This is a genomic window from Rhodococcus sp. 4CII (assembly GCF_014256275.1).
GTDB lineage: Bacteria > Actinomycetota > Actinomycetes > Mycobacteriales > Mycobacteriaceae > Rhodococcus_F > Rhodococcus_F wratislaviensis_A.
In genome coordinates this window covers 214,455-236,880 of sequence record NZ_JACCFE010000004.1, presented here as the reverse complement: position 1 = coordinate 236,880, position 22,426 = coordinate 214,455, and the positions used below count along the sequence as shown (strand labels likewise).

General features: G+C 65.0%; 19 protein-coding genes and 6 pseudogenes. 6 read left to right on the top strand and 19 right to left on the bottom strand.

Going from position 1 to position 22,426, the window contains the following annotated elements; all coding sequences use genetic code 11:
- Window positions 1-22 precede the first annotated feature (22 nt).
- From H0B43_RS39410 to H0B43_RS39375, 9 genes are all read right to left on the bottom strand, one after another.
- On the bottom strand, window positions 23-1,522 hold the full coding sequence (locus H0B43_RS39410; protein ID WP_043793394.1) for an aldehyde dehydrogenase family protein: 1,500 nt from the start codon (window positions 1,520-1,522) through the stop codon (window positions 23-25).
- A 232-nt stretch (window positions 1,523-1,754) separates the two neighbouring features.
- A complete protein-coding gene (locus tag H0B43_RS39405; RefSeq protein WP_052024074.1) occupies window positions 1,755-2,816 on the bottom strand; it encodes a 2Fe-2S iron-sulfur cluster-binding protein in 1,062 nt (353 codons plus the stop codon).
- A gap of 13 nt (window positions 2,817-2,829) precedes the next feature.
- Window positions 2,830-3,147 (bottom strand): MmoB/DmpM family protein, encoded by a 318-nt coding sequence (locus H0B43_RS39400; protein ID WP_043793395.1) that lies wholly within the window; start codon window positions 3,145-3,147, stop codon window positions 2,830-2,832.
- Window positions 3,144-4,235 carry an aromatic/alkene monooxygenase hydroxylase subunit beta gene (locus H0B43_RS39395; RefSeq protein ID WP_005572958.1) on the bottom strand — a complete coding sequence of 364 codons (1,092 nt, stop codon included), beginning with the start codon at window positions 4,233-4,235 and terminating at the stop codon, window positions 3,144-3,146. The genes H0B43_RS39400 and H0B43_RS39395 overlap by 4 nt, the downstream gene beginning before the upstream one ends.
- Complete coding sequence (locus H0B43_RS39390) at window positions 4,235-5,773, bottom strand: aromatic/alkene/methane monooxygenase hydroxylase/oxygenase subunit alpha (protein WP_005572960.1); 1,539 nt, start codon at window positions 5,771-5,773, stop codon at window positions 4,235-4,237. The genes H0B43_RS39395 and H0B43_RS39390 overlap by 1 nt, the downstream gene beginning before the upstream one ends.
- Before the next feature lie 211 nt (window positions 5,774-5,984).
- Window positions 5,985-6,146, bottom strand: a complete 162-nt coding sequence (locus H0B43_RS39385; RefSeq protein ID WP_185723523.1) for a hypothetical protein — start codon at window positions 6,144-6,146, stop codon at window positions 5,985-5,987.
- A 196-nt stretch (window positions 6,147-6,342) separates the two neighbouring features.
- A complete protein-coding gene (locus H0B43_RS42720; protein WP_005572962.1) occupies window positions 6,343-6,471 on the bottom strand; it encodes a hypothetical protein in 129 nt (42 codons plus the stop codon).
- A gap of 312 nt (window positions 6,472-6,783) precedes the next feature.
- On the bottom strand, window positions 6,784-6,984 hold the full coding sequence (locus H0B43_RS39380) for a hypothetical protein (protein WP_005572966.1): 201 nt from the start codon (window positions 6,982-6,984) through the stop codon (window positions 6,784-6,786).
- Window positions 6,985-7,146: 162 nt separating this feature from the next.
- Window positions 7,147-7,578 (bottom strand): VOC family protein, encoded by a 432-nt coding sequence (locus H0B43_RS39375; protein WP_043793396.1) that lies wholly within the window; start codon window positions 7,576-7,578, stop codon window positions 7,147-7,149.
- 347 nt (window positions 7,579-7,925) lie between these two features.
- Between H0B43_RS39375 and H0B43_RS39370 the strand changes: the two genes are divergently transcribed.
- Window positions 7,926-8,504 (top strand): response regulator transcription factor, encoded by a 579-nt coding sequence (locus H0B43_RS39370; protein ID WP_043793399.1) that lies wholly within the window; start codon window positions 7,926-7,928, stop codon window positions 8,502-8,504.
- On the opposite strand, the gene H0B43_RS39365 is transcribed toward H0B43_RS39370, so the two are convergent.
- Both H0B43_RS39365 and H0B43_RS39360 read right to left on the bottom strand, forming a co-directional pair.
- A complete protein-coding gene (locus H0B43_RS39365; protein ID WP_185723533.1) occupies window positions 8,476-9,570 on the bottom strand; it encodes a GAF domain-containing sensor histidine kinase in 1,095 nt (364 codons plus the stop codon). The genes H0B43_RS39370 and H0B43_RS39365 overlap by 29 nt on opposite strands.
- 236 nt (window positions 9,571-9,806) lie before the next feature.
- Entirely contained in the window at window positions 9,807-10,172 is a 366-nt protein-coding gene (locus H0B43_RS39360; protein WP_005560602.1) for a hypothetical protein, read from the bottom strand.
- A gap of 471 nt (window positions 10,173-10,643) precedes the next feature.
- Here H0B43_RS39360 and H0B43_RS39355 point away from each other — a divergent pair, with 471 nt between their 5' ends.
- From H0B43_RS39355 to H0B43_RS43400, 4 genes and pseudogenes are all read left to right on the top strand, one after another.
- Window positions 10,644-12,179 carry an AMP-binding protein gene (locus tag H0B43_RS39355; protein WP_005560605.1) on the top strand — a complete coding sequence of 512 codons (1,536 nt, stop codon included), beginning with the start codon at window positions 10,644-10,646 and terminating at the stop codon, window positions 12,177-12,179.
- Window positions 12,180-12,291: 112 nt separating this feature from the next.
- Window positions 12,292-12,453 carry an EthD family reductase gene (locus tag H0B43_RS42715; protein ID WP_312033592.1) on the top strand — a complete coding sequence of 54 codons (162 nt, stop codon included), beginning with the start codon at window positions 12,292-12,294 and terminating at the stop codon, window positions 12,451-12,453.
- Window positions 12,446-12,871: an SRPBCC domain-containing protein gene (locus H0B43_RS39345; protein ID WP_005560606.1), complete on the top strand. Its 426-nt coding sequence runs from the start codon at window positions 12,446-12,448 to the stop codon at window positions 12,869-12,871. The genes H0B43_RS42715 and H0B43_RS39345 overlap by 8 nt, the downstream gene beginning before the upstream one ends.
- Before the next feature lie 151 nt (window positions 12,872-13,022).
- A pseudogene (locus tag H0B43_RS43400) lies at window positions 13,023-13,223 on the top strand (hypothetical protein); the annotation flags it as partial.
- Here H0B43_RS43400 and H0B43_RS39335 read toward each other — a convergent pair.
- From H0B43_RS39335 to H0B43_RS39310, 7 genes and pseudogenes are all read right to left on the bottom strand, one after another.
- A pseudogene (locus tag H0B43_RS39335) lies at window positions 13,204-13,365 on the bottom strand (IS256 family transposase); the annotation flags it as partial. The pseudogenes H0B43_RS43400 and H0B43_RS39335 overlap by 20 nt on opposite strands.
- 12 nt (window positions 13,366-13,377) lie before the next feature.
- On the bottom strand, window positions 13,378-15,669 hold the full coding sequence (locus H0B43_RS39330) for a tyrosine-type recombinase/integrase (RefSeq protein ID WP_185726419.1): 2,292 nt from the start codon (window positions 15,667-15,669) through the stop codon (window positions 13,378-13,380).
- Window positions 15,666-16,310: a site-specific integrase gene (locus H0B43_RS43020; protein WP_312037659.1), complete on the bottom strand. Its 645-nt coding sequence runs from the start codon at window positions 16,308-16,310 to the stop codon at window positions 15,666-15,668. Before H0B43_RS43020 ends, H0B43_RS39330 begins: the two co-directional genes overlap by 4 nt.
- Before the next feature lie 135 nt (window positions 16,311-16,445).
- Window positions 16,446-16,658, bottom strand: a pseudogene (locus H0B43_RS43015) (integrase); the annotation flags it as partial.
- Between the two features lie 148 nt (window positions 16,659-16,806).
- A pseudogene (locus tag H0B43_RS39320) lies at window positions 16,807-17,913 on the bottom strand (IS256 family transposase); the annotation flags it as partial.
- 412 nt (window positions 17,914-18,325) lie between these two features.
- Window positions 18,326-18,547 (bottom strand): annotated as a pseudogene (locus tag H0B43_RS39315) (transposase); the annotation flags it as partial.
- Window positions 18,548-18,761: 214 nt separating this feature from the next.
- Window positions 18,762-19,968: pseudogene (locus tag H0B43_RS39310) on the bottom strand (IS4 family transposase).
- Between the two features lie 109 nt (window positions 19,969-20,077).
- Between H0B43_RS39310 and H0B43_RS39305 the strand changes: the two are divergent.
- Entirely contained in the window at window positions 20,078-20,662 is a 585-nt protein-coding gene (locus H0B43_RS39305) for a heme-binding protein (protein WP_005573216.1), read from the top strand.
- Window positions 20,663-20,748: 86 nt separating this feature from the next.
- On the opposite strand, the gene H0B43_RS39300 is transcribed toward H0B43_RS39305, so the two are convergent.
- Window positions 20,749-22,389 carry an AMP-binding protein gene (locus H0B43_RS39300; protein WP_005568324.1) on the bottom strand — a complete coding sequence of 547 codons (1,641 nt, stop codon included), beginning with the start codon at window positions 22,387-22,389 and terminating at the stop codon, window positions 20,749-20,751.
- Window positions 22,390-22,426: the final 37 nt, after the last annotated feature.

The following is a 22,426-nucleotide window of genomic DNA, read 5'->3' as shown; positions in this document are numbered from 1 at the left end:
ACTCCTTGTCGGTAAGAGATTGTCAGAGGGCGATGTTGACGGACTTGATCTGCGTGTACAGGTCGATGGCGGAGCCGCCGAGTTCCCGTCCCCAACCGGACTGCTTGTAGCCGCCGAACGGCATCGCGGTGTCGAAACCGTTGTACTGGTTGATCCACACCGACCCGGCCTTGAGCTTCTTCGCAGTCCGGTGCGCCTTGGAGATGTCCTTGGTCCAGATGCCGGCGGCGAGCCCGTAAATCGAGTCGTTCGCCGCGGCGACGACACCGTTGTCCGCATCGAACGGCAACGCGGCCACCACGGGACCGAAGATTTCTTCGCGGACCACGCTGAACTCCGGTTTGACGTCGACGAACACAGTCGGCTCGACGAAGTACCCGGTCTCGCCCCACCGTTTTCCGCCGGTCAGAGCCCTGGCGCCGTCGGCCAGCCCGTCTCTCAGGTAGCCGGTGACCTTGTCGAACTGCTCCTGCGAAATCAGGGGTCCTAGCTGGGTGGCCGGATCCATTCCGGGACCGATTTTGACCTTGCTCGCGGCGTCGGCCATCGCTTGGGTGAAGTCTTCGAAGATGTTGTCCTGCACGTAAAGCCGTGTGCCCGCGACGCAGCACTGCCCGTGGTTGAACAACCACGCGTTGAGCGAACCTTCTACGGCGAGGTCGAAGTCGGCGTCGGCGAACACCACATTTGCGCTCTTGCCGCCGAGTTCGAGCGACACCTTCTTCAGGTTGCCTTTGGCCGCGTCGACGATCTTCTTGCCGACCTCCGTCGAACCGGTGAACGCGATCTTGTCCACATCCCCGTGTCCGGACAACGCTGCGCCGGCGTCACCGAATCCGGAGACGATGTTGACCACACCCGGCGGGAACCCGGCTTCTTGGAACACTTCTCCGAGCAGCAGCGCGGTGAGCGGGGTCTGCTCGGCGGGTTTGAGGATGACGGTGTTCCCGGCGGCCAGGGCCGGCGCCAGTTTCCAGGCGGCCATCAGCAGCGGGAAGTTCCACGGCACGATCAGTCCGCACACCCCGACCGGCTCGCGCAATGTGTAGGCGTGGAACTCGCCACCGGGGGCGAACGGCATGGAGACATTGATGGTGGAGCCTTCGATCTTGGTGGCCCAGCCGGCGTAATAGCGGAAAACATCCGCCGACCAGGCGACGTCGACAGCGGTGGCGATCCCCACCGACTTGCCGTTGTCGAGTGCTTCGAGCTGGCCGAACTCGGCCGCGCGTTCGCTGAGGATGTCCCCGACGCGCCACAACAGGCGTTCGCGTTGGTTGGGTTTCATTTCCGGCCACGGTCCAGTGTCGAACGCCTTTCGGGCGGCGCGGACCGCCCGATCGATGTCCTCGGCTTGGCCGTGGGCCACCTCGGTCAAGGTCGCCCCGGTGGCCGGGTCGGTGGTGGCGAAGGTTTTGCCCGAGGCGGCGTCGACCCACTCGCCACCGATCAAGAGCTTCTTGTTGCCGTTCAGGAACCCACGAACCGCAGGCATGATCGGGTGTTCTGCTACAGCTGTCATGACAAACTCCTGGAGAAAATTTTGTGTATGAAACCTATTCTTGGCGTGTCGGGTTGGGCGCGAACGCCTAGCCGCATTCCCTGCTGTTGAGCTGGCCGCCGAGTGCTTCTCGCGGGCCAGGTTCGTGTATCGCGGGGATGATCGTCGGCGGGTACCCGCCTCCCGGTCGGGGGTCCGCGAGGAGAACCCTTCTGCCTCGCGGATCACACCTTTCGTGAAGGGCGTTCATGAATCATCGCCTTGCCCAGTTTGGTCGGTGTTCAGATACCTGTACCGGGTCCGATTCGGTGGCGGAATAAAATTTGTCGGCGTGAATGCGTGCCTCCGGCAGGCCCTTGGCTTCGAGGAGGCGCCCGACGGCATCGCACATCTCCGGCGCGCCGCACAGGTACGCGTCATACAGTGATGCGTCCGGGATGTCTTCGGCGACGGCTCGGGTGACCCGGCCCGCGCGCCCGTTGCGCGGCAGTGTGTCCGGGGAGCCTTGCGACAGACACGGGATGAACTGGAAATCGCGTAACCTTCGCGTCAGCTCGGCGAGCTCGTCGAGATACACCAGGTCACCGGTGGTGCGGGCCCCGTAGTAGAACCGGATCGGGACGTCGACCTGCTGGTCGGCGGCGTCGGTCAGAATCGACAGGAGCGGCGCGATCCCGGAGCCGATCCCGACCGCGATCACCGGACGACCCGTCTCCCGCAGAAACATCGTCCCGAACGGGGCCTCCAGATGCAGGTGCGATCCCGGACCGATCCGGTCGAGCACGCCGCTGAACACCCCGTTCTGCACACGTTTGACACAGAAGGTCAGCTCGCGTCCCGAACTCGGCGGGTTCACCAGCGAGTAAGAGCGGCGGTCCCCGGTGTCGAGGGTGAACTCCGCGTACTGACCGGCCCGAAAGCTCAGCGGCTCATCCAGCTCGACCCGCAGTTCGACCAGATTCGGTGTCATGGAGCGCTGCCCGAGGACCGTGGCCCGCCGCGTGCTGGGAGGTGTCATCGGCGGAAGCGCCTCGACTCCCTCGTGCTGGTGGATCTCGATCACCAGATCGCTCTTGGCGAAGGCGCAGCAGAGCAGGATCGCCCCGTCCTCGCGTTCGTTTCGCGGGATCGCATAGACCGACCCCGCCGAGTCGTCGACATCGCCGTCGAGCAGCCAGTGCTTACACGACGAGCAGTTCCCGTGCCGGCAGCCGTATTGCAGGTTGATGCCGTTGTGCAGGGCGGCGGTGAGGATGTCCTCGTCCTCGCCGACGGAGAACTGCTCCCCCGTCGGCTCCAGTGTTACGCGTGCCATCTCAGCCATCGGTTCAGATCTTCGCCGGTTCGAGTTGGGACATGTCCGAGGTGATGATGAAGGCGTCGTCCTCGACCTGTGCCCGCCCGTAGTAGCTGGTCATGCAGACCAGGAACCGCGACATCGTCAACGGTTTGCCAAGGTATTCCTCGACCTCCGCCAACGGGATGCGGATCGACCCCTCGGCCTCAAACAGGAAGAACGTGCCCCGATCCTGTACCCGGATCTGCGGGCACTCCTCGGCGACATAGTGCACGGTCGCCTGCGCTTCCTCGCTTTTCATCAGGACGAGCCCGATCGTTCTCCGTCCGTGCTCCCCCGTGCCACTCATGACGTCACCGCCGCGGGAACCCGCAGACCGGCCCGCTCCAGGATGTCGGCGGTCGAGCTGACGACACGCGCTCGGGCACGTTCGCCGACGCCGGACCCGGCCGGTGCGGCGTCGAAGACCGGCAGGAACGCGTCGACGGCCGCCAACGCATCCGGATACCAGGAGTCGACCCAGCCCTGGACGAGTTCGCGGTTGCGTGCTGCCGGAACGGGCCGCCCCGTCCGGTCGGTATCGGCGGTGAGCATCTTGATCAACTCCTGCGTTGCTGTGCGGTTGCGAAGCCGGTCCGCCTCCGCGGTCATCTCGATCACCGGGATGACCACGTCACCGTGCAGCGGGGCGAGCCGCCGGAAGAACTCGCTACCGATCAGGGCGGTGAACAGCGGCTCCACCACCAGGTTCGTCATCAGTACCATTTCGCCCCAGTCCTGCAGCGAGAGCAGCCGCTCCACCAGACGCCGCGCGCCCTGACACGCCGGATCGTTGAGCCAGGCCTCGGCGCCGGCGCCCTCTGTGTAGCCGGGGGCGTGCTCGTACAGGTCCAGGCTGTAGAGCGCGATGTCCTGCTGGTGACGAAGTCGGTCCATCCCGCTGAAGGTGTAGGTCATCGACAGGGTGTCCGACAACGCCTCCCGGGTGACGAACGCATGCGCCTTGAACATCCCCCACTGGAACGAGGCGAACGCCTCGTAGTAGCGCGAGACGAGATCGAGCCACCCCGGCGCGATGTCGCCGAATGCGCCGTTCACTTTCGCGGAGGTGATCGCCCCCTGGATGGACCGTTCCTGCTGGGCTTGCAGCTTGATGTACGGCCGCTGCCACAGATTGGACGGGTCGCGGTACTGGAACCAGTTCGGATGCACCAGTGCGGTGGTTCGGGCATCCTGACAGCCGAGACCATCGGGCCGCAGCAGATACCAGCCGCCGGAGTCGAACTGGTCGAGGTCCGGCTGGGCGTTGCAGATGACCGCCTCGTACTCGCTCAGCCGGCGTTTCTGCGGTCGGATGTAGGTCAGCTCGCGTGCCGAGTAGAACCCCTCGCCCACCGTCTCGGACACCGCACCCTCGGAGATCAGTTCGGTGCTCATCAGATCTCCTTAAACGCGTCGGCCGGCAACGCCTTGAGCGGGTCCTGGATGACGAAGCCGGTGCGCCGGATGTCCTCGATGGTCCACAGCCAGCGTTCCTCGGTATGCAAGTGCGGCTGTCCCATCAGGGTCCGGCCATCAGAACGCAGCAGACCGGCGTCCTCGATGTAACGGGCCAGCTCGACACCGTCGTTGACCTCCCACCAGGTCATACCGCTGTGCCGCTCCGGGGCCTGCCGGAAGATGTGCTGGCAGGCCTCCGAGCAGAAGGCGTGCCGTTGACCGGCCTTGTCGATCGACAGCCGGATCTCGTTGATATCGGGCCGCGGCATCACGGCAGGCATCTGACACGTCCGACAGATCGGGGGCATCGCGGGGAACAGTTCGAGCGCGAGGTGGCCCTTCCGCGGGTCGCCCATCTCCCGGTAGGCCTTCCAGAAGTCGCCGAAATGCTCTTCCCAGCCGGGGTACTTGTCTTCGAGGAACGCGAAGTCCTCCTCGACCATGTAGTCCGACCGCCAGGCGTGCACCGGCCACAGCGCCGCCGACACCATAGCCGCCGAATGCCCGCCCCATTCCACATGCCGCTTCGCATCGTGGATCCAGCGCGGAACCTTCAGGCCGAACGGCTCCAACCGCTCGATGTAGCTACCGGCCCAGTCGTCCCAGATCCATTGGTCCCAGTACTCCTTGTAGGACTTGAGCCGAACCTTCGAGAAGTAGTCGTAGACCGCGCCCTGGAAATTGTCGAGGAAGGTGTGCTGACGCCAGAACGCAGTGTCGAAGTCCTCCTGGAGCATCGGCAGGTTCTCCGGCTCGCTGAGCACCGCGGCAAGCGTCGAGTAGCCGTTCGCCATGTGCCGCGCCTCGTCGGACTGGATCGACAGGAACACCGACGGGGTTGCCTGATCCCCGTTCGCGGCCGCCACCTCCGTCACCGCCACGAACAGCGGGTTGGTGTACGCGGTCTCCGCGACAACCTGCAGATTCAGTGAATTGGTGATCGGGTCGTCGTTCATGAACGCTTCGAACACCGCCCGACCCGGTCGCCCGATCGGGTCGAAGGCGCGCATCTGGAACCCCGAATTGAACCCGGCCGGGTCCGGGGCGTGCTTGGCGAAGTACCGCATCAAGTACGCCTCCTGATTGGTGTGGCGCACCTCGTCGATCATCTGCGCGAGATACCCCTGGCGCAGTTCCGGGTTCTCCACCGTGTCGACAAGCATGGCGGTGCATTTCATCGCGGCGTACTCACCGAAGTCGACCAGTGCCAGTACCGGCTTCATGATCTCCATGAAGCGGGGCTCGGCCTGCCCGGAGTTGTTCATCCGGCTCAGCGCATCCTCGAGCGCACCGTACTGCCGGTCGTCCTTCTCCTCCTCCATCCCCACGTACTCACGCACCAGGGTGCGGAACGGGTCCTTGGTCTTCGGCGGGATCTTGTACTTGGTCGGATACAGCGCGTCACGACGAAAGTAGCTCGGCTCCCAGTCGAACGACTTGATCTTTTCGTGCTGAGTTGTGACCGATGGAGTCATCTACCCCGCTCCTCTAGAGTCCGACGACAGTGCCGACCACCATCGCGTTGAGACCACCATCACACGCCAGCCTGGGGTGGACTACCTCCGATCGGAGGTAGTCGATAGTCGATACTGGGGATTCGCAGCGGCCCGAACCCACGGCGGTTACCGTAAAAACATGCCCCCGCACCGTCGAGGCTAGGGCGGCGTACCCGCCCATTCCACCGCCTCAGTGGCCCATTTTGGTGTCTCGTGTGCCCAGCCGCGCGTGCTGCGGGTGCTGGTGGTCGACGACGATCCGATCGTGCATCTCGGCGTGGACCGGCTGGCCGACGGGGCGGACGCCGGCAGAGTTCCCGACAGCGGCGTTCCGCATGGCGCGCGAGTTCATACGCTCGCCATACACCCGATGACACTTCAATCATTACTTCACCATGCCAAGGTCTCCCCTAACACCGCGCGCGACTCTTCGCGACTGACTCGCGCCCAGCACCTCAGGGCATTGTTTACGCTGGAAGGGCCGTCGATCGACGGGGCGTCCACGAGAGCGCGCGGACATCGGCGAGGACAGGGCAGCGAGTGGTGGGTCAGGCCTCAGCGGAGAGCATCTTGAGGAGCCAACGGGTCACGGGTTCACTCGAGGCCGGGTTCTGTCCGGTGACCAGGTTGCCGTCGACGATTACCTGCGGACCCCAGGCGCTGCTCACTTCGACCATGGCGCCGCTGTCCCACAGCCGGGTCTCCGCGTAGCCAGGACGCCTGCTCCGCGAGCCCAGCTTGAGCCTCCTCCTCGTTGGTGAACGCTGTGAGGCGACAGCCTACGAACGCACACGTGCCGTCCTCCCGCGCGGCGGAAAACAACCCGGCGGGCTCGTGCCACCTTGCCGCTGTCGAGCGTCTGCACCAGGGTCGCCCCGAGCGCCTCGGAGACGGCCAAGTCCGCGATGGCACCGTGCCCGCCAGGCAACATGATCGCGTCGAAGTCATCGGGTTTGGCGTCCTCGAGACGGGCCGGGCAGTCAAGTTCGTCACGGATGCTCACGATGTAGTCGCGGAACTCCTGACCCTTGGCTGCGTTGCCACGGCGCATCTCGGGTGAACCCGGCCTCGTCAGCGATCGCCAAGACGCCGCCGACGGTGGCGATGGTGAGGCCGACCCGCTCCGCTCCGAAGATCTGGTCGGGGACGACCAGTCCCTCGTGCCAGTTGTCACCGGTGCCCGCTCGCATGCTTCGACCCGTCGGAGAGGGTCCGGTGGTCGGTCGGCACAATCAAGACCCTGCTCATGCCGGCCTCCTTCGCAGATGTCGTTGGTGACGGCGTGATCGTCCGGGCACGATGCTGCCCGCTCTGGCTATGCTCACCAGTGATCGAGTCGCCACCGGCTCGCGTCAGCCGACCGCGATGAGCTCAAGCTGGATGTTGTCGGGGTCTCGGAACACCACCGTCGAGTAGACGAACGGCTCCTGCTCGTCCCTGATGCCGGTGTGCTCGATGCCGAGCTCGTCGAGCCTGGCAAGCCAGGCCACCAGCTCGTCCCGGGTGGCCACGCTGAAGGACACGTGGTCCAGTCCCGTGCGGGCCTCGTCAAACGGCTCGCCTTGGTTCGCCTCGTTGGTGTGCAGCCCGATCGCCGCACCCGAGCGCGGGTCGACGAGAAGCACGGCGTAGCCGGTATTCTCTCGGTCGAGGTGCGGGAATGTCACCGGAACTCGATCCATCCCGAACAGCCGCTGGTACCAAGCCACACTGGCTTCGATGTCGGTGACCGTCGGAGAGAAGTGGTGGACCCCCGTAATGCTGGGCCCTGCGCCCTCACTCATGCCTGCCTCCTCGCTTTGCACGTCACGTGCACCTCGCCCAGCCTCCAGATTTTGATGGCTCGGGCGCGGTCGATGGTCGTCTGCGCCGCGGCGATGGACCTGCACGCCCTCCGGGCCACCACCGACGACTATGACGTTGAGACCAACATCACACGCCAGCGAAGGGTCGCCTACCTCCGATCGGAGGTCGTCGGTGCTGGTGTTTCGCGGCAGCCCGAACGCGCGGGGGTTACCGTGGATGCATGCCCCCTCACCGTCGAGGCCAGAGCGGCGCACCCGCGCATTCCATCGCCACAGTGGCCCATCCAGGTGTCTTGCGTGCCCAGCCGGGTGTGCTGCGGGTGCTGGTGATCGACGACCATCCGATCGTGCATCTCGGCGTGGAACGGCTGGTGGAGGGGACGGTGGGCATTCAGATGTGCCCGGGGGCGCGCACGGCGACCGAGGGCGTCGCGATCGCCGCCGCCGAACGACCCGACGTGGTGCTGCTGGATCTGCATCTGCCCGACATGGCGCTGCCGGACGCCGCAGCCGCGTTGCGTGGGGCATGCCCTGGACTGAAGCTGGTGCTGTTCACCGGGGACAGCAAGCGCACGGTGGGCCAGATCGCGGGGCTGGTCGGGATGGACGCGGTGGTACACAAGGATAACGCCTGCACAGTGCTGGTCACCGCGATCGGGGAGGTCGCCGCCGGACGACGCTACTGCGACCCCGTGATCAGCACCGGGGATCCGCTGGCACTCTCGCGGCGCGAGTACCAGGTGCTGGAGCGCCTCGCCATGGGCGAGAGCAACACCGAGATCGCGAAGCAGCTGTCTCTGGCGCCGAACACGGTGAAGTCCTACGTTCAATCGTTACTGGCCCACCTCGACGCCCGCAACCGGTTGGACGCCGTGGTCAAGGCGCAACAGGCCGGAATGCTCTAGCGCCGGGAACCCACGCCCGCACCGTACTGCCGCCTTCCTCGTTGGCTGCGCAGGACAACCACCCACCCACCCGGTCGACGCGCTCTGCCATGGTCCGAAGGCCCAAGCCACGCTCATCCTCGAGCGTGATGTCCCCGGCGGTGCCATCGTCGGCCACGGCCATGCCCACCCCGTCCTCCGCCCGGTAGAGGCTCACGACCACGGAGTGGGCGCCCGCGTGCTTCTCGACATTGAGCAGGGCCTCGCGGGCGGTGCGCCGCAACACATCGGTCCGCGCGGCATCCAGCAACGGCAGATCACCCAGGACCACCAATTCCGCCGCCACCCCGGCGCGCTCGCCGAACTCGCGACAATCACCCTGCAGAGCGACCGCGAGTGCCTTGTCCTCGGGTGGTTGGTGCAACGACAAGGTCTGAGCCCGCAGCTCCGATGTTGCCCGTTCGGTCAGAGCCAGGGCATCGGTCAGCAGTTCCAACCTGGGGCCGAGCGCCGTGCCCGCCTTCGCCGACGTCAACGCCACCCGAAGACTGAACAACGTCGCACCAACCGAATCATGCAGCCGGACCGCGAGGCGTTGACGTTCTGTGAACACGGCGACCTTGGCCATCTCGCGCGCGCTGTCTGCGACCTCCATCGCCACCGCAGTCTGTCGGGCGAGGCCAAGCAGCTCGGCCCGGTCGCCGTCGGTCCACGGAACCGCGGACCGACGGGCCGCGTAGAGCAGCCCGTAGAGCCGGTGGGCGCGCACGATCGGGGCAGCCATCACCGCCCGCAGCCCCTCCGCCCGAACCGCGTGGTCGAAGTCGTGGGTGATGGCCCGGCTCAGGCAGTAGTCCTCGACCGCCGCGGTCCGACGCAACACCGCCGCCTGGCCCCCGAGGCCCGCCTGCGGCCCGACGACCAGCCCGTTGAGCTCCTCCGTGCACCCGCCCACCACCGCCACGACCTCCATCGTGTCGTCCTCGGCGATCCGGTTCGCACCGGCCGCTAGGTCCGCGCCGAGCACACGATGGACAATTTCCGCGCTGTGTCGCAGCGCCGCGGTTCGGTCGAGCAGGGAGAGCACAGGGTTGAACTCAGGATCGATACCTAGGACAGTCATGTCGACGCCCCCCTCTCTGCGGCGAGGTAGCCGACAAACATCACACTAACGCCTCCGAACCCGTCACGCAGGGCCGGAACCGCCGGCTGCGGTCCACGGGGTCCTTCTAACCAGGGTCGCCAACCGAGTAACACCACTTTTGGGGGCCCATCGCCCCGGTACCGTCAGCTGCCCGCAGGTGTCCAAGAAGGTGGCCTCGACTACGTCGCAGACGGGCTCCCGGGCGCCGAATGATCGGCCAGCATGCTGCGTATTCGGCCAAGCGCATCCCGTATGTCTTCGGCGATCCTCGACCCCACTTCGCCGTGATCCCCGACGAACGAACGCTGCCATTCGCCCCACCACGTACCCAGGCCGGGGCTCGCTTCCCGCACACTGACGGCCCAATCGGTGTCCCACCGAGATCGGGGTGCGGGCCTCGACAGCCGTATGACGAAATCCGCCTCCACAAAGAAGACGCGGAGCGCATCCGGCGAGGCCCGCACGTCGCGTACCCCGGGCAGCGACGCCGCCTCGAGCGCGGCAAGTTCGATTGGTTTGGTGAGTGCGGTTCCGCGGCGGTCCATGCTGGCTTCCTTAGGCTGGTGTCTGAGATCGATGTCCTAGGTGTGCAGGGCGGGCATGCAAGGGTGCCGATAGGTCGAAGCGGCCCTTTCGCGCTTTGAGCAGAGCGGCCGATTGTGGGTGCACGAGGAGCGCGCCAGCGAATCGCTGCCCCCACAACCACGCATTCCCCGTGCGGCCCGACTCCTCGCCCACTACCTCGGGCGACGGACAACCATCACTCACCGCCAGGCGCCCTGACACTTCGCGGCGGCAAGACTCACCATCACACCAACTGCATCCGGCGGACTACCTCCGATCGGAGGTAGGAGTTGTCGGTGGGGGTTCCGCACGCCCCGAGGTGCTACCTACAGTGAACCGTGGACCCGACGACGGGGCGGCGCGAGGCGGCGCTGGATTCAGGTTCGGCTTCGACCGGAGAGCTTCGGATGGCTCTTCTTGCCGGGTCTCGAGACAATAATGAGGAAAACTCCATGAGGGTTCCATTGACCACCAACGACTTTATCGATCGCGCCGAACTCGTCTACGGCGACCGGATCGGTGTGGTTGACGAGCCGATACAGCCCGCGGCCGCCGTCGAAGAATTGACCTACCGTGAAATGGCGCGCAGAGGTCGAGCAATCCAGGCCGGCCTCGATGAGCTGGGCGTACCCGAAGGTGCCCGGGTGGCGGTGGTCAGCCATAACTCGGCGCGATTGCTAGAGCTGCTGCTGGCGGTGCCCTCGTCGGGACGAATCCTCGTACCGGTCAACTTTCGTTTGCAGCCCGAGGAAGTCGCCTACATCGTCGGCGACTGCGAAGCCGACGTCATTCTGATCGACCCTGAACTCGACGACGACCTCATCGGTGTCGGCGCCCGCCACAGGTTCGTGCTCGGCGCCGACTCCGATCGGGCGTTGCTGCGGCTCGACATCGAACCGCGACGATGGCAACAACCCGACGAGGACGCCACCGCAACACTGAACTACACCAGCGGTACGACTGCAAAACCCAAGGGCGTGCGACTCACGCACCGCAACATCTGGATCAACTCGGTCACATTCGGGATGCACATGCAGGTCAGCGACCGCGATGTGCTGATGCACGTCCTACCGATGTTCCACTGCAACGGCTGGGGAATGCCCTACACCGCAACCGGGTTGGGCATCAAGCAGGTCGTCCTCCGCAAAGTCGACGGCGCAGAAATTCTGCGCAGAGTAGACGAACACGGGGTCACGTTGATGTGCGGCGCACCGACCGTGTGGAACATGGTCCTCGACGCCGCCCAGAACTGGGAAGGTGAGATCCCCGGCCGCGGGCAGGTGCGGCTGGTCGTTGCCGGAGCGCCACCGCCGTCGCGCACGATTGCCCGCATCGAAGAAGAACTGGGTTGGCAGTTCAACCAGATCTACGGCCTCACCGAAACCTCGCCGCTGTTGACCGTGAACCGCTCGCGCGCCGAGTACGACAGCCTTCCGGCGATCGAGCGCGCCAAGATGCTGTCCAAAGCAGGTGCGCCGTCGCTGGGAACCCGCCTCTGCACCGACGCGGACGGGGAAATACTGGTCGCGTCGAACACCGTGATGGACAGCTACTGGAACAATCCGCAGGAAACCGCCATCGCGATGCGTGGCGGACAATTCCACACCGGCGACGGTGGATCCATCGACGCAGGCGGGTATCTGACGATTTCCGACCGCAAAAAGGACGTCATTATCACCGGCGGGGAAAACGTCAGCTCCATCGAGGTCGAGGATGTCCTGTTCACTCACCCGGCGGTAGCCGAGGTGGCCGTCATCGCCGTTCCCGATGACAAATGGGGTGAAATGGTCACTGCGTTGGTGGTGCTTCGAGACGGCGAAAACGTGACCGAGACCGAATTGATCGACCACACACGTCACAGTCTCGCCGGATACAAGATCCCCAAACAAGTGCTGTTCACGGACAGCATCCCGCGTACCGCGACCGGAAAGGTCCAGAAATTCAGACTTCGCGCAGAATTCTGGACTGGTGGCCGCCAGGTGAACTAACAGCGACAACGCCGCTGTCAGACCGGTATCAACTCGATTTGCGACAGCATTCGTCTGGTCGTCCCGTGCCTGGCGCCCAGTACCTCAGAGCATTGTTCACTCCGACACTACAATGGAGGACAGGACCGCTATGTACCAGCTCACTGCTACCTACAACCACCCGCAGGACCCCGATGCATTCCTTGGGCACTACCGCTCCACACACGTCCCGATCGCCCGAGAATTCCCGAAAGCCGCAATTCGGCAGTCTCGAGGCGAGGGTGGCAATGACTGAGAAATCCTTCCGTTACCAGATCGCGGTCGCTGACCTCTTCTCGTTGTTGATTTCCGAGGACGCGGCAGGTCAATGGATGGGTGCTGTCGTCGAGTTGGAGCCGGAGGCTGGTGGGGTCGTAGTGGTTGCCGCGCCGGGATGGCCAGTGGTGTCAGGACACGTCGAAAGCATCCGCCAGCCAGACTCGGTGACATTCGTGTGGCGAGCACCGGACTGGCCAGGGCCGTTGCGGACCGTGATCACTCTCGAGCCGGAGGCAGATGGTGCCCGGCTACGTCTCACCGAGACCGGCTACGGCACCGACGACGACCTTCTGCGCAGGCGCGACTACCTGTGGTCGCACTGGCTTGTCCGGCTGGCCGCCACCGGTGCGCAGTACAGACCAGGCGGCGGTGCCGGCAGGAAATACAGGAAATAGAGGCCCGTAGGCTGAGCCTCCAATAGGGCGACTGACTCCTGTGCAACAACGAGATTCGCTCACTCGACGAGCCCACCGCTCGCATATTGTCGAGATGCGTGAAGCCCACGCCCCCATGCGAGCGACATCATCGACATAGGGCTGCGCGGTTGGCGATTTCACGACTGCCAGACCCAAACTCGCCGCCTACGCGGTCCTCGAAATAGGCAACGGAGTCCAGGCCTGGTTCAGCCCGTACGCGGAGTTCACCAAAGCTCAGGTCGCTCGCGAATACGGTGAGTTTGCGATCGGGAGTGTCAGAATATCGGTGGATCCAGTTCTGGCACATGAATCTAGATCATCGTTGGGGTGATGCGGCCTTCGAATGTGATAGCAAACGCGTTGAGGGCCGGCTTCCACCTCGTCACCCATCGTGCTCTTCCTTTACCAGTGGGGTCCAGTGCCCGGGTGGCCAGGTAGAGACACTTGAGCGCGGCCTGCTCGCTGGTTCTGTGGAATCAAGATTGTCAAGTTCGTGCTGGTCGGCCATGGTTGACGGCGACGATCGGCAACGGGGTGGCGGTCAGTTGGCGTGGTGTTGTTCCGGCCGGGGTCGGAACGTCGGCGAGGCGTTGCAGTAGCTGGTCGAGGGCGGCTTGGCCGTCTTCGACGGCTGCTTGTTCATCGTCGGTGAGTGGGATGCTGACGAGCATGCGCTGAAGGTTCGATTTCGCCTGCAAGAGTTCACTTTTGCTGGACTCTTTGGGTATGTAGAAGTCACAGCGGGCGCAGGCCATGCGGTGCGGGCATTGCTCGAAGAAGGTGTAGCTGCAGAATCCGTGGCCGAGGTCGTAGTGCTGCCAAGGCTCACCAACGGCGGCAGCGCCGGAAGTCGCAGCGTCGCGGTCAACGAGGACTTCGATGGTGCGGACGTTGCGCGCGAAGTAACCGGCGTCGTTGTATGCCTTGGCCAGGGTATTCGGGGTAATTCTGGCGTAGTGCTGGGTCGATTCCGGGCTGCGGTGCCCGAGCCAAGCCTGCAGCTCGAACAGCGTCATCGGTTCCTTGGCGTTGTAGAGCTGTGTCGCGATGGTGGAGCGAGCGCGGTGGCTGGTGATCGGCCCGCGAACGTCGGCGGCAGGAATGTCGGCCTTGCGGCAGAGCGCGGGGATGATCGTGTCGTTGATGTAGTTCTTGCTGATCCGCCCGGCCCGGACTGCGAACAGGAAGTGCACCTTCTCACCGGTTTTCCGGTCCAGCATCGGTGGTTGCGCGGGGCGCAGGGCCTGCCATGCTTCGATCGCCCGGCCCAACAACGGGTCGACGGGCTTGGTGAACGCGGTGCCAGTCTTGTGGGTAGGGATATCGAGCAGACAGACCGATGAGTCGGTCTGCTGTCGGTCATCGACGACGGCGGGCTGATCGTGTTGCCAGCGGATGCAGCCGACCCGAAGCCGGGCGATTTCGTCGCTGCGCTGGCCGGCGAACAGCCAGGTCAGCGTGACGGCGCGGACCATGTCGACCGGGTGGGCCCCGGGTCCTGCGGGCAGGTCGCCGGGATCGAGGTTGAGGCCGGCCCAGAGAAGTTTGGCCCAGAGGTCATCGGCGATCACTCGCGGGTCGGGTCCTTGCAGTGCCCGGATGCTGCGCGGGGTTTCCAATGCTCGCGCGGGGTCGAATCGACGCGGGATCCAGTCCCAGTCCTGGATATCGCGGAAGAAAGTGCGGACGATCCGGATGTAGGTGCGTTTCGTTTTCGCCGACAATGGTTTTCCGAGCTGTTCGATGCGGCTCTCACGCCAGCTCTCCGATTGGATGTGGTCGCCGACATGCATGCGGTCGACGGCGGCGATCCAGGCCGAGCAGGTCTGCCGTGTCCAGTCAGCGGGCCCGGTGATATCGGGATGGTCGGCGGCGAGCCAACGGCCGATCTTGGCCAGCACGACGCGATGGGTGTCGCGGGTACTCGGTTGGACCGTCGCGGTGGCGTGCCAGCGTTCGACCGCCTGCGCCCAGCCCGGGGCGGTGCCGGTGATGGGGACGGGCCCGTCCCCGTATCGCGGTGCCGGTGGAGGGCCGGTGTGGCCGAGCGTGGCCAGAGCCCGGTGAACGCCGTGCAGGTGGCGGCCGTGGAAGTGCCGTTCGATCGCCGCGTCCGCCCGCAGCCGGTCCAGCGCCGATGAGGTGAGCTCGTTCAGCATCGGGCTGCGGTTGAGCAGCAACAAGGTGCAGATCATCGACTCCAGATTCGCGGCACGATATCCCCATCCGTTCAGCACCGCGCGAACCGGCTCGACCGCCTGATCGACGCTGACGGAACCGAATATCCGCTGCGCCAACGTCTGCCGCGCGAACGGGCCGACCAGATCGAATGCGGTGAACCCGGTGAGCAAATAGGCATGAACGAGCAGATAGGGACGTGCCTGCATGCCGACCTGCCCCCGGAAACGCTCCCGCAGCTGCTGTGGGCGCAGCAGCTCGGCCCACTCCTGCGTCGACCAGGACCAGAAGTCGCGGCCCAGCTCACCGCAGCGATGCAGGACGATCGCGGTGGCGTAGCGGGCGAACCGTCGCTGGAACACGGTGTCGGGATGCCAGTGCAGAGCCGCGATCGCCTCGTCCAGTGGTGCGGTCAACCGCGCAATCGCCTGCCACTGCGGGTGTTCGCGCTCCCGGTCGAGCCGTAGCAGGTCGAAACCGAGGGTCTGCAGCGCATCGGACTCGTTCTTCGAGAGCCGCCCGTGGCGACGGAAACGATCCAGCCGTAGCGGCCACTCCCAAACGGATGGTGCTGTCTGCGAATTCATCATCATTGTCATCGGCGACTGGTCTCCTGCTCGTCGAGGCGAGCCAGCATCTCCACCCGCCATGAGTGGATGTGGTTCATGCCGAGAGCGAGCTTGTCGGCCAGCTCCCGCCCGGACAGGTGGATATAGGTGAGTGTGGTTTCGGTGCTGCGATGTCCGGCGAAGGTGGCGATCGCGTGTAGTTCCCAACCCGTCCGTGCCAGGTCCGTCAAGCACAGATGCCGGGTCGTGTGGGTGGAGAACTGCGGCACTCCCGCATCGACTGCGATGCGTCGCACCACTTTCGACCATGTCCACAAACTCAACGGATCGGCATGGTTGCGGCGTGACTCGGACAGAAACAGCGGTCCTCGGGCCTGGCTTATGGTCGCTCGATGCGTCAAATACTTTTGCAGCAACACCCCGGTTGGCGCCGAATACGGCACTATTCGCTCGAGCCGGTTCTTCGTCGTCTCCGCCCGCACTCGTAACATCCGACGAGCTGGATCCAGGTCGTCGGTGCGCAGGGAGCACAACTCCTCGCGGCGCAGCGCGGCGTCGTAGGCCAGTGCGAGCATCAGCCGGTTACGCGGCGGCTCGGCCGCGGCGACGGCGAGGATGTCGAGCCACTGCTGCTCGGTTGGAATCCACGGAAGTTTCACGAGCCGTGGCACCAGGCCACGCTGCTGTCCACCCCACTTCCGCCCTGGCGTATACCTGCCTCGACCAACAGGATTAGATTCCCGAACACCTTCCTCCACCAAAAAGTCGAAAAATAACCGCACCGGCACCAGCCGCTGCTGGATCGTGGCATTTGCCAATCCACACCCGGAATCGATCGACACCACGTTCCTGCCGCGACGGCTGGCCCGCCCGGTCAGCTCGCGAACGAACACCGCGACATCCGCCCGGTTCGCGGCGACCGGGTCGATGCCATGGTCCTCACAGACCTGCAGGAACTCCGCCAGCCCGCGCGCATACGCGTCGATCGTCCGCGGTGCTCGACCCAGATCGACCCACACTCGCAACCAGCCTGCCGCGCGTTCGTGTCTGCCGAGCACCGGCCACTTCTCCTCCAGCACCACCGTTCCCAAGCCTGCCTCCCAGTTCCGTGGTTTCCTTGGCCGAGATCGTTCCAGCCTCGTTCTGATTCCACGTAACTAATAGGAAGTGTCCCCTCGCCCGCACCGACCGTCGGTAGCGCGCGTTGAGGGACTCGATCGCGTTCGTCGAGCAAATGACCCGGCGGATCTCGGGGTCGTAGTCGAGGAACGGCACGAACTCGCTCCAGGCGCTCTCCCACAGGCGGACGATCGCCGGATACTTCGGGCCCCATTTGCCGGCAAACTCGGTGAACTGCTCCTTGGCCGCGGTCTCGTTGACTGCGGTGTATATCGGCCGCAGGTCCCGTGACATCTCGTCCCAGTACTGGCGTGATGCGTAACGGAAGGTGTTGCGCAGCAGGTGGATCAGGCAGGTCTGGACCACGGTTCGTGGCCACACGGTCGTGATCGCGTCGGGTAGCCCCTTGAGTCCGTCGCAGACGGCGATGCACACGTCGGTGACCCCGCGGTTGCGAATTTCCGTCAGGACGGCGAGCCAGAACTTGGCGCCCTCACCACCGTCACCTGCCCACAGTCCGAGGATGTCGCGTTGCCCGGCGGTAGTGACGCCGACCGCGACGTAGACGGGCCGGTTGGCGACCTGACCGTCGCGGATCTTGACGTGGATGGCATCGATGAACATCACTGGATACACCGGGTCGAGGGGGCGGACGGACCATTCGGTCATCTCCGTGAGGACCTTGTCGGTGATCTTGCTGATGGTCTCCTTGGAGACCGATGCGCCGTAGACGTCGTCGAAGTGTGCCGCGACTTCCCCCGTGGTCAGGCCTTTCGCCGAGAGGGACAGAATGATCTCGTCGACCCCGGTCAGGCGTCGCTGCCGTTTCCTGACGATCTGCGGGTCGAACGAGGCATCAGTGTCCCGTGGAACCTGGATCTGTACCGGTCCGATTTCGGTGAGCACGGTCTTCGTCCGCCTCCCATTCCGGGAGTTTTCGCCGTTTCGCCCCGTGACGTGGTGTTTCTCGTAGCCGAGGTGCTCGTCCATCTCGGCTTCGAGTGCGGTTTCCAGGACGTTCGCGGTGAGCTGGTTGAGCAGTCCGTTTGGGCCGACCAGCTCGACACCCTCGGCTTTCGCCTGCGCCAACAGTTGTTGGGCCAGCTTCTGGTGGTCAATCTTCGTCTGATCCATAGGATCGAGTGTTTCGGTCATTGTCTTGCCTTCTCGCCAAGCTAACTCGGCGTGTCGGCCAGATCCAGTTCAACCGTTATCCCGACAGTCCCTTGCGATCCGCATCGTCGGTGGGCCATCAGGTCGTAAGTGTTGACTATGACAGCTTGATTCGGGACCACTGTGACGGTTTGATCTGAGCCCATCTTCGACTCGCCGTGGTGGTGGTGACGGTTTGAGCTGAGCCCGGTTCAGTGGTGGTGGCATCTGGTTTATGCCGCCAGCATTGAAGGGCAGTGATGAGGATTCCCGTGGAGCTGTTTGCTCGGATTCGGCGTGACGCGCGGGTTGAGGAGTTATCGATTCGAGAACTTGCCCGTCGGCACCAGGTCGGGCGGGGGTCAAGTCCCGTGAGGTGGTGTACGACGTCGTCGTGTGATTCCTCGGCTGGTGGTTATGCGGTCAGGGCCGCCGGTGTCACCTCCTCGGCGGGTTCGGATGGTGTGTGGGTTCCGCGGGAGCGGGCCAGCACGTCGAGACCGAGGTAGCGGCGGGCTTCGATCCATTCGTCGTGCTGTTCGGCCAGGACTGCGCCGACGAGCCGGATGAGGGCGGTGCGGTCGGGGAAGATCCCGACGACATCGGTCCGCCGCCGGATCTCCTTGTTGAGTCTCTCCTTTAACCGCAATACCGTTCAGTTAGTGAACAAGGATGTGCATTTCGGCGGTTGAGTGGGTTGTGGATGGTGTTGGTGGTGTGCGCGTTTGGCGGGCCATTTGAGGACTTTGCGTTTGACGACGCGGGGGTTGGCGCGGTGTCGGCGTGCTGGGTTGATGCGGCGCAGGAGTTTGGCGATGCCCTGATTCCACAATCGGGTGGCGGCGTGGTGGTTATGAGGGGGAAAAAGAGCTGTGGGACAGGGATCGTCGGGTGATCCGCAGGGCGGCGACGAAGGACATCCGGTCTTCGGTCGTGACTGCCGGCGGTCGCGGCGTCGCGCATCAGGGTGCGGATGGCGTAGTGGCAGCACAGGTGCCCCCAGATTTCCTGCTCGACCAGCGGTGGGGATTTCGACCGCAGGACCGCTCGCGGCCCGCGTTGGTGGGTTTTGAGTTCGTCGAAGGTGTTCTCGATCTCCCAGCGTTGGGCGTAGGCGAGGGCGAGTTCTTCCGCGGATGCGTCGGCGGGGTCGAGGATGGTGGTCAGCAGCCGGTACTGCTCAGGGTTTCCCCGCCCGTCGTCGAGGGTGTAGTCGATCACGCGCACCGTCAGTGGTGTGCGCTGCTGCCGATTCTTTCCGGAGGTGGGGACGATCTGTGCCAGCCAGGATCCGTCGTCGAGGGTCTCGAGGTGGCGAGGTGAGAGGGTCGATGTGACCCGCCACAGTAGGTCGGCGCCGGTGGCGGCGGCCCGGGTCCACATGTCGAATCCGTACAGGCTGCGGTCGGCGAGCAGCAGCATTCCCGGTTCGAGGGTGTCGAACAGATCGTGCGCGAGCTCCCGCTCGGAGGTGCGGCACGGTCCGATCGCGGCGTCGAAGACCGCGTGGGTGCCGCATTCGGCGAGGGCCACCAATCGTGCCTGCGGGAACGCGGACTTCTCGCCGCGACTCGATCCGGGCCGCCCGAAATGCTCGGCGTTGGCCGGGGTGTCGGGCAGGTCGAGGCAGGTCCCGTCGAGGGCCACCAACCGGCGCCCGGCGAGCCAGGATCCGGGTGTATCCGCGTCGGCGAGCGGTCGTGCGACACGGCGGAACAGCTCCCGCACCGGTTCGTGCCCCAGCCGGGACCGGGCCTGGAAGATCGCCGATTTCGTCGGCGACGACCAGGACTGCGACCATCCCGACGACCACGACAAACCGTCGGTGAGCTGCTCGAAGACCTCCTCGTAGGAGCCTTGCGAATTCAATGCCATCCCGATCGAGAAATACGCCGTCACGCGAGCGGTCAACGACCTACTGCGCTGCTCGGTCCGCCCGCATTCCGCGATCACCTCATCGACCAGGGACGCGGGAAACACCCTGGTCAACAACCCCACCGACACCACATCCGACAACCGCCGATCCGAGACCGGTTTCACCCATCCACTCCGAGGCACACCTCATCGTAACGCAACCCGCACTAACTGAACGGTATTGCGGTAAAACCCGCAACACCGCAGGGTGTTACGGGTAGCCGTGAAGTACATACATCCGAAAGGCCCTCCGATGCGCACCTTCCACCGCCTGCCCCGCATTCTGGCGATCACCGTCCCGCTCGCCGCGATCGTCGCCACCTCGGCGTGCGGCACGTCCGCGTCCGACGAGGCGAGTCCGACGTCCATTCCGGTGGCGACCGCCGCCGCGCCGGCCGCGATCGACGGTGCGGACGGCGTGGTGAGCCAGAACCGTCTCGGTATCGGCACTGCGCAGGCCGCAGCGCAGGCGGCGCTCGCGAAGTGCCAGGCCGACGGGCTCGGGTTCGTCACCGTGTCGGTGGTCGATCGCGCCGGCAACGTGCAGGCGATGTTGCGCGGGGACAATGCCGCTCAGCACACCGTGGAGGCGGCGCGTCAGAAGGCGTACACCGCTGCCGCGTTCGGCGCGAACACCAGTGATCTGAGCGAACGGGCCAAGGGCGACGGCGCGACGGTCGCCGACCTTCCCGGCACGTTGTTCCTCGCCGGCGGGGTGAGCGTGAAGTCGGCCGGCGGGTCGATCGCGGGAATCGGCGTCGGCGGCGCTCCCGACGGAATGCGGGATCAGGCGTGTGCGGCCGCCGGGCTCGACGCGATCACCGGGACGCTGGGGTGAAGCGCCGCCCCGTGTCGACGCCCGAACTGGAACACACGCTGTTCGACACCGTCGCGACGTTGCTGCGGACCAGGTGACGAGGCGGGTCAGGTGCGCCCGATCAAAAGGTCGAGAGACTGCTCGCGCATCTCGACCTTGCGCACCTTGCCCGTCACCGTCATCGGGAACTCGTCGACGACGTGCACGTATTTCGGGATCTTGTAGTGGGCGAGCTTTCCGGTGCAGAATTCGCGCACCTTCGCCGCGTCCAGGGGTTCGGTACCGTCCTTCATCCGCACCCACACCATCAGTTCCTCGCCGTACTTCGCGTCCGGCACCCCGATGACCTGTGCGTCGAGGATGTCCGGATGCGTGTACAGGAACTCCTCGATCTCGCGGGGATAGACGTTCTCGCCGCCGCGGATGACCATGTCCTTGATCCGCCCGGTGATCGCGACGTAGCCGTCGGAATCCATCACACCGATGTCGCCGGTGTGCATCCATCGTCCGGCGTCGATCGCTTCGGCGGTCTTCTCCGGGTTGTTCCAGTACCCGAGCATGACCGAGTAACCCCGGGTGCAGAGCTCGCCCGGCGTGCCCCGCGGAACGGTCAACCCCGTTGCCGGATCGACGATCTTGACCTCGAGATGCGGGCCGACCCGGCCGACCGTCGACACGCGCTGATCGATCGTGTCGTCCGACCGGGTCTGCAACGACACCGGCGACGTCTCGGTCATGCCGTAACAGATGGAGACCTCGGCCATCCCCATCTGTTCGATGACCTGCTTCATCACCTCCACCGGGCAGGGTGATCCGGCCATGATTCCGGTCCGCAGGCTCGACAGGTCGAACGATGCGAAGTCCGGTTCGGCGAGTTCGGCGATGAACATCGTCGGCACCCCGTACAGCGACGTGCACTTCTCCGCTTCGACGGCTTGCAGCGTGGCTTTCGGGTCGAAGGACGGCCCGGGGATGACCATGGTCGCGCCGTGACTCGTGCAGGCCAGGTTGCCCATCACCATGCCGAAGCAGTGGTAGAACGGCACCGGGATGCAGACGCGGTCGTTCTCCGTGTAGTGGCACAGCTCGCCGACGAAGTACCCGTTGTTCAGGATGTTGTGGTGGCTGAGCGTCGCACCCTTGGGGAATCCGGTTGTCCCCGAGGTGTATTGGATATTGATCGGGTCGTCCGAGGACAGGGCCGCCTGCGCGGCAGGCAGCAGGGACGGGTCGGCGGCGTGCGCAGCCATGCCGTCCGACGCCAGCCGGCTCCACTCGGCACTGCCGAGGAGCACCACCATCTCGAGGTCGGGGCACTGGGGCCGGACCTCCTCGATCATGGCCGCGTAGTCGGAGGACTTGAACTCGGGCGCCGACACCAGCAGACGGATACCGGCCTGATCGAGCACATACTTCAACTCGTGCGCCCGGTAGGCGGGGTTGATGTTGACGAGCACGGCGCCGATCTTGGCCGTCGCGAACTGGATCAGCGTCCACTCCGGGCAGTTCGGCGCCCAGATCCCCACCCGGTCGCCCTTCCCGATACCCCGCTTCAGCAACCCCGCCGCCGCGGCGTCGACGTCCCGCCTCAGCTCCGCGTACGTCCACCGCCGCCCCGAGGGCCGGTCGACCAGGGCGTCACGATCACCGTGGGCTGCCACGGTCCGGTCGAAGTTGTCTCCGATGGTGTCGCCGAGCATCGGGGCGTCCCACACGCCGTTGGTGTAGCTGGGAAGCGGGGTTGTCATCACTCTTCCTCTCCAGGAGCCCGTTCGGGCACCTACG

Bases quoted from the DNA above. Each gene is read 5' to 3' on its own strand.
- H0B43_RS39410 (WP_043793394.1), bottom strand. From the start codon at position 1,522: ATGACAGCTGTAGCAGAACACCCGATCATGCCTGCGGTTCGTGGGTTC.
- H0B43_RS39405 (WP_052024074.1), bottom strand. From the start codon at position 2,816: ATGGCACGCGTAACACTGGAGCCGACGGGGGAGCAGTTCTCCGTCGGC.
- H0B43_RS39400 (WP_043793395.1), bottom strand. From the start codon at position 3,147: ATGAGTGGCACGGGGGAGCACGGACGGAGAACGATCGGGCTCGTCCTG.
- H0B43_RS39395 (WP_005572958.1), bottom strand. From the start codon at position 4,235: ATGAGCACCGAACTGATCTCCGAGGGTGCGGTGTCCGAGACGGTGGGC.
- H0B43_RS39390 (WP_005572960.1), bottom strand. From the start codon at position 5,773: ATGACTCCATCGGTCACAACTCAGCACGAAAAGATCAAGTCGTTCGAC.
- H0B43_RS39385 (WP_185723523.1), bottom strand. From the start codon at position 6,146: ATGAACTCGCGCGCCATGCGGAACGCCGCTGTCGGGAACTCTGCCGGC.
- H0B43_RS42720 (WP_005572962.1), bottom strand. From the start codon at position 6,471: ATGGTCGAAGTGAGCAGCGCCTGGGGTCCGCAGGTAATCGTCGACGGC.
- H0B43_RS39380 (WP_005572966.1), bottom strand. From the start codon at position 6,984: ATGCGAGCGGGCACCGGTGACAACTGGCACGAGGGACTGGTCGTCCCC.
- H0B43_RS39375 (WP_043793396.1), bottom strand. From the start codon at position 7,578: ATGAGTGAGGGCGCAGGGCCCAGCATTACGGGGGTCCACCACTTCTCT.
- H0B43_RS39360 (WP_005560602.1), bottom strand. From the start codon at position 10,172: ATGGACCGCCGCGGAACCGCACTCACCAAACCAATCGAACTTGCCGCG.
- H0B43_RS39355 (WP_005560605.1), top strand. From the start codon at position 10,644: ATGAGGGTTCCATTGACCACCAACGACTTTATCGATCGCGCCGAACTC.
- H0B43_RS42715 (WP_312033592.1), top strand. From the start codon at position 12,292: ATGGAGGACAGGACCGCTATGTACCAGCTCACTGCTACCTACAACCAC.
- H0B43_RS39345 (WP_005560606.1), top strand. From the start codon at position 12,446: ATGACTGAGAAATCCTTCCGTTACCAGATCGCGGTCGCTGACCTCTTC.
- H0B43_RS39330 (WP_185726419.1), bottom strand. From the start codon at position 15,669: ATGACAATGATGATGAATTCGCAGACAGCACCATCCGTTTGGGAGTGG.
- H0B43_RS39305 (WP_005573216.1), top strand. From the start codon at position 20,078: ATGCGCACCTTCCACCGCCTGCCCCGCATTCTGGCGATCACCGTCCCG.
- H0B43_RS39300 (WP_005568324.1), bottom strand. From the start codon at position 22,389: ATGACAACCCCGCTTCCCAGCTACACCAACGGCGTGTGGGACGCCCCG.